Below are 6,873 nucleotides of genomic sequence, written 5' to 3' on the forward strand. Positions count from 1 at the left end.
GAGGTGGAATCACAGCTGCTGCATGTGCCTGCGGTGCAGGAGGCCACAGTGGTGGCGCTGGAGGACCATGCGGGGCAAAAGCAGCTATGCGCGTATTATGCAGCCGAGCATCCGTTAGCCGCCGGAGAGTTGCGTGCAGCCCTTGCGCAGGAGCTGCCGGGGTATATGATTCCATCGTACTTCGTCCAGCTGGAGCGGCTGCCGCTGACGCCAAACGGGAAGATTGACCGTCGTGCGCTGCCGGAGCCGGAAGGCGGGATCGAGACCGGAGCCGAGTTCGTGGCACCGCGCACGGAGACGGAAGCGAAGCTGGCAGGCATCTGGCAGGGGGTACTGGGACTGCCGAGCGTAGGGGTAAAGGATAACTTCTTCGAGCTGGGGGGCCACTCGCTGCGGGCGACGACACTCGTCAGCAGGCTGTACAAGGAATTGAACGTCAACTTCCCGCTCCGGGGCGTGTTCCGCCACCCGACCATCGAAGAGATGGCAGAGGCGATTTCGCAAATGGAAAGGGAGCTGTATGTAGCGATACCCGTCGCAGAGGAGGAAGAATACTATCCGTTATCTTCGGCCCAACTGCGTCTCTATATCATGAGTCAGCTGGAAGGAAGCGAGCTCAGCTACAATATGCCAGGCATGATGCTGCTTGATGGAGAGCTTAATCTGGAGCAGTTCCAGACCGCTTTCCAAAAATTGATCAAACGGCATGAGACACTGCGTACCAGCTTCGGGATGGTAGACGGTGAGCCCATGCAGAAAATTCACAGACATACAGAATTCTCTATTGATTACAGACAGGTGTCTGAGGAAAATGTCCCGGAGCTGATTGGCGGATTCATCCGTCCGTTCGATCTGGAGAAATCACCATTACTGCGTGTCGGATTGTTCGCTGTGGAGCAGGAACGGCACATTCTCGTATTCGATATGCACCATATCATCTCAGACGGTGTCTCGATGAGCAATTTGGTAGACGAGTTCACCCGGTTATACGCGAATGAAGAGCTTCCGCCGCTTCGTATTCAATATAAGGATTATGCAGTCTGGCAGCATTCGGAAGCGAATCACGACCGTTCGAAGCGTCAGGAAAAATACTGGATGAGCATCCTGCAGGGCGAATTGCCAAACGCCGAATTGCCGATGGATTACGACAGAACAGCGGTTCGCAGCTTTGAAGGCGAACAAGTCGAATTCGAGGTTAATCCGGAAGTGACACGGCAGTTGAACCAGCTTGCTGCGGAGCATGAGGGCACGCTGTATATGGTGCTGCTGTCAGCCTATCAGATTCTGTTGTCCAAATATTGCGGTCAGGATGACATCATTGTCGGTACCCCGGTTGCCGGTCGCAGCCATGCCGATCTGGAGCCGCTGATCGGAATGTTCGTCAACACGCTGGCGATTCGCAATTATGTGCAAGGCGACAAAACTTATAATGCCTTCCTCACGGAGGTCAAGGAGACGACACTAGGGGCATTCGAGCACCAGGATTATCCGTTTGAGGAACTGGTTGACCGTCTGAATCTGCAGTGGGAGCCGAGCCGTAATCCGCTCTTCGACGCTGTGTTCGTCCTGCAGAATATGGAAGAGAGGGGAATCGAACTGGGTGGTATGACAATCTCGCCTTATACAGCGGATGACTCGGTAAGCGCGAAGTTTGATCTGACGCTGTCCGTATCGGAGGAGAATGGTGTCATTAACGGCAGCTTCCTCTATGCTTCAAAGCTGTTCAAGGCAGGAGGAATTCATCGTATGATGAAGGACTACCTGACGGTGCTGTCGCAAATTTGCGAAAACCCGCATATCCGGATTCAGGATATTTCCATTAGTGGCCAGGAGACAGCGGAGAAAAACAAAATTGAAACGATAGAGTTTGTATTCTAGACGTATCTGCAACGTAACACCTATGAGGGGTAAGGCGGAACCGCCTTACCCTCTCTATCAACGCAACCATGGCTGTGCTGTTTCCCTCATACTTGCAGGACTCTGGACTTTGGACGAAAATTTGCAAGCTACTGCTTAATTTCGGGAGTGTGCGCCGCTATTTCCAGGAAACACGCTACCCTAATCCATACACGTCAAGGCTGGGAGGTTCATGAATGAAGTCGGTATTTGAGAAAGAAGAAGCCTATTGGAATGGGATGTTTGATTCAGATGACAGCATGAGCATTTTGCCATACTGCAACAGCACCGGAAGAGCAGCAGGAGGAGAGCTGCCGTCACCCAAAGCTACTATGACCCGTTCACTGCCTTCCGAACTGTCAGACAGAATGTTCGCTCTTGCGAACGGGTCGGATATTGCCCTCTACATTATCGGGCTTGCAGGGATCTCTTGCTTGCTTCACAACTATACGAGCCGGGAAAACGTACTTGTGGGCATGCCGGCAATGGATGTGCCCGCAGATGATCCTTCTGTTCATGACGTCCTCATTATAAAGGTTGGCGTTACAGGGGGCAGCAGCTTCCGTACCGTATTGGGAGCCATCAAAACAGCTATCGGAGGAGCACTTGAGCATCGCAACATACCATTCCGCAAAATGGTGCAGAACCTGAGTCTGGAGCAAGACCTGCAAGGATTGCCCATTATGAATACGATCGTTTCCTATGCGGCGATCCATCCCTCCTCCGCCTGGCAAAGTGTCAGTTGCGAACTGACCTTCCGCTTTGACAAGATGGGCGACGGGCTCAGACTGGAGGTGGTCTATGATGAATACCGCTATGATGCCTCCTACATTGCTTCAGCCTTTGAGCATTTTTTCCGTATGCTGGGATTTGTATTATTCCAGCCTGACCAGCCGATTGGCAATGCCGAGCTTTTATCAGAGGAAGAGCAGCACCGCTTGCTGCGTGAATTTAACGATGTATGGACGGATTTCCCCCGCCAAGTGACGCTCCATCAGCTGTTCGAGGCGCATGCGGAAGGCCAGCCTGAAGCGATTGCCTTGTCCTATGAGAACACAAGGATGACATACCGGGAACTGAATGAGCGCGCCAACCGTCTTGCACGAACGCTGCGGGCTGAAGGCGTGAAGTCGGGTTCGCTGATCGGGCTCATGGCCGAAAGATCCCTCGACATGATTGTCGGAATGCTGGCCGTTCTGAAGGCAGGAGGAGCTTACGTTGCTATTGACCCGGAATACCCGGAGGAACGCATCCGCTATATGCTGGAAGATTCCAATGCACGTGTCAACCTGGTGCAGCGCCACCTGCTTAGTCGCGTACCCGTTACAGACGCGGGCAGTACGATCCTTCTTCTTGACGACGAACAATACTACGATACCGATGCTTCAAATCTGGAACCGGTAAATGAAGCTTCGGATTTGGCATGCATTATCTATACGTCGGGAACGACAGGCAAGCCCAAAGGAAACATGACGACACACCGCAATATTGTGCGGATTGTGAAACAGACCAACTATATTGAGATTACAGAGCAGGATAAGGTGCTGCAATTGTCCAGCTATTCCTTCGACGGCTCTGCGTTCGATATATTCGGGGCTTTGACAAACGGGGCACACCTTGTACTCGTTCCACAGCTTACGCTTCTGGATGCGCGAGAGCTGGCGGGACTGATTGAATCCGCGCAAATCTCGGTCATGCTGATTACGACTGCATATTTCAATGTTATTGTGGATGTGAACACAGACTGTCTGCGAAATGTTCGCGTGATTTTATTCGGAGGCGAGCGCGCATCTGTCTCCCATGTGCGAAAAGCGCTCGAACTCACAGGCCCCGGCAGGCTAAAACATGCATACGGACCATCTGAGAGCACCGTGTATGCAACGTGGCATGATGTGACCGAAATTGCGGAGCATGCAGTAAGCGTTCCAATTGGAAAGCCGCTCAGCAACACGGCAATCTATATCGTCAATGAACGGAATGGGTTGCAGCCGATCGGGGTTGCCGGAGAATTATGTGTTGCAGGAGAAGGATTGGTCCGCGGCTATTTGAACCGTCCGGATTTAACGGCTGAGAAATTCGTTGAAAATCCATTCGCACCGGGTGAACGCATGTACCGGACAGGTGATTTGGCAAGATGGCTGCCGGACGGAACGATTGAATATGTAGGCCGAATTGACGATCAGGTCAAAATCCGGGGCCATCGTATCGAAATTGGGGAGGTGGAGGCGCAACTGCTCAAGTCGGAAGCGGTAGTAAAGGCGACGGTTGTCGTGCGCGGCCGCAGCGACGGGGAAAAACAGCTGTGTGCGTACTACGTGGCGGATCGTGCGCTGCCCGCCGCCGAGCTGAAAGCAAAGCTTGCCAAAGAACTGCCAAGCTATATGATTCCGGCCTACTTAATCCAGCTTGACAAAATGCCGCTTACGACAAATGGCAAGGTGGACCGCAGAGCGCTCCCCGAGCCGGAAGAGCATATCCAGTCGGAGACGGAATATGTAGCGCCCAAAACAGATCAGGAAATCCGTCTTGCCCGTGTTTGGAAAGACGTGCTTGGCCTGACCAGGGTGGGTGCAAAAGACAATTTCTTCGAACTTGGCGGCCATTCTCTGCGCGCGACGACGCTTGTCAGCAAGCTGCATAAAGAAGAGAATGTCAGCTTGTCCCTGCGGGATGTATTCCGTCATCCCGTTCTGGAGGAGATGGCAGTGCTTATGGCTGATACCGAAGGCCGCTCATACACACCGATCCCCAGAGTTGCGGAAATGGAGGTATACCCGGTATCTTCGGTGCAGAAGCGTTTGTTCATCCTGCACCAGCTGGAGGGCGGGGAACAAAGCTACAATATTCCGGGTGCGCTGCTCCTGGAAGGCAAGATCGACCGCAACCGGCTGAATCATGCGTTCCGGCAGCTTATCGCCCGCCACGAGACGCTTCGAACCGGCTTTGAGATGGTGAACGGAGAGCCTGTACAGCGAATTTGTCCAATCGTCGATTTTGCGGTAGAGGAATTGAAGGCAGAGGATGAAAAGGCAGCCGGGGAGAGGATGCGCCAATTCATTCGAACTTTCGATTTGGCGAAGCCGCCGCTGCTCAGAGCCGGGCTGATCGAGCTTGCACCGGAGCGATGCATTTTGCTGTTCGACATGCATCATATCATCTCGGACGGAACATCAATCGGAATCATGGTGGAAGAGTTCACACGCTTATACAGCGGCAGCGAAATTGAGCCGCTGAGCATACAGTACAAGGATTTCGCCGCATGGCAGCGCTCCGCCGATCAACTGGAGCAGTTGAAGCGTCAGGAGGCCTATTGGCTGCAGCAAATGAAAGGTGTATTGCCGGTGCTTGAGCTTCCGGCTGATCATGTGCGGCCTGCTGTTCAAAGCCATGAAGGGGCTGTATTTGAATTCGCTATCGGACCTGAGCAAAGCCAGTCCTTGCGTGAGCTGGCCGCAGAGACAAGAACGACCTTATACATGGTGCTGCTCGCAGCCTATACTTTATTGCTGCATAAGTATTCGGGACAGGAAGATATCATTGTAGGCACGCCGATTGCCGGACGCACCCATGATGATTTGCAGCCGCTGATCGGGATGTTTGTCAATACACTGGCGATTCGCAATTATCCTTCCGGCGCCAAATCCGTGCTGGCGTATTTGGAAGAAATCAAAGAAACGACACTGGGGGCATTCGAGCATCAGGACTATCCGTTTGAGGAACTGGTGGAGAACGTGCATATTTCCAGAGATATGAGCCGGCACCCGGTATTTGACACAATGTTTGCCCTGGAAAATACGGAAATGCGCGCATTCGATCTCGACGGCCTTCAGGTGAGGCCACATGCAAGTGAATATGGAACGGCCAAGTTCGATTTGAACCTGACCGTAACCGAAGATGGCGACGGATTGCATTGCACAATGGAATATGCAACTGCATTGTACGGGCAGGCCACAATTGAGAGGCTTTGCCGCCATTTTGTGCAAGTCATCGAAGGAATGACGCATGCACCGCAAGCGGCAATCTCAACACTACATGTAATTACAAGAGAAGAGAAAGACTTGCTGCATCAGCATTTCAATCATACAGCGATGGCATATCCGGCAGACAAAACCATCCATGAACTGTTCGCCGAGCAGGCAGAGCGGACACCGCATGCCGCCGCCGCCATATTCGGCAGGGAGCAATTGACCTACGGGGAGCTGAACCGGAAGGCCAACCAGCTGGCATGGACACTGCGGGAGCAGGGCGTAACCAGAGAGCAACCGGTCGGCATCATTGTCGAGCGGACGCTGGAGACCGTAGTCGCGGTCTTGGCTGTGCTCAAGGCGTCCGGTACATTCGTGCCGATCGATCCGGAATATCCGGAGACGCGCATCCGCTATATGCTGGCCGACAGCGGCGCCCGACTGGTGCTGACCCAATCGCCGCTGGGCAGCATCCTCCCGGATGAGGTTCACAGGCTGGATGTGCGCGATGAGGCGCTGTATCAAGGGAACGGGGAGAACCTTCCAGGCATCAGCCAGCCGTCGGATTTGCTCTACATCATCTACACCTCGGGCACAACCGGCAATCCGAAAGGGGTCATGCTGGAGCACCGCAATATGGTCAACCTGCTGCACTTCCAGAAGCAGGCGACGAGTATTCCGCTCCCGTCGCGCATCTTGCAGTATGCGTCCGGCAGCTTCGATGTCTGCTATCAGGAAATGTTCTCGGCGCTGCTGTCCGGGGGAAGCCTGCTGATGATCGACAACGAGACGCGCAAGGAGCCGGTGCGCCTGTTCCGGGAAATCGAGGCCAACCACATCGACGTCCTGTACCTGCCGGTGGCGTTCCTGAAGTTCATCTTCGCCGAGCCAGAGTGGGCGGAAGCCTTCCCGGGGTGCGTGCGTCATATCATTACCGCCGGGGAGCAGCTGGTTGTGACCCCGCAGGTGCAAGCCTGCCTGAAGCGTCTGGGCATCAGCCTGCACAATCATT

2 protein-coding genes are annotated in these 6,873 nt (G+C 53.8%); both read left to right on the plus strand.

Annotated elements, in window-relative coordinates; genetic code table 11:
• A partial coding sequence (locus tag H583_RS32945; RefSeq protein ID WP_036709680.1) for a condensation domain-containing protein occupies positions 1–1,878 on the plus strand: 1,878 nt, incomplete at its 5' end.
• 215 nt (positions 1,879–2,093) lie between these two features.
• A partial coding sequence (locus H583_RS32950) for a non-ribosomal peptide synthetase (RefSeq protein ID WP_154665892.1) occupies positions 2,094–6,873 on the plus strand: 4,780 nt, incomplete at its 3' end.

It is taken from the genome of Paenibacillus pinihumi DSM 23905 = JCM 16419, assembly GCF_000422505.1.
Taxonomy (GTDB): Bacteria; Bacillota; Bacilli; order Paenibacillales; family Paenibacillaceae; genus Paenibacillus_D; species Paenibacillus_D pinihumi.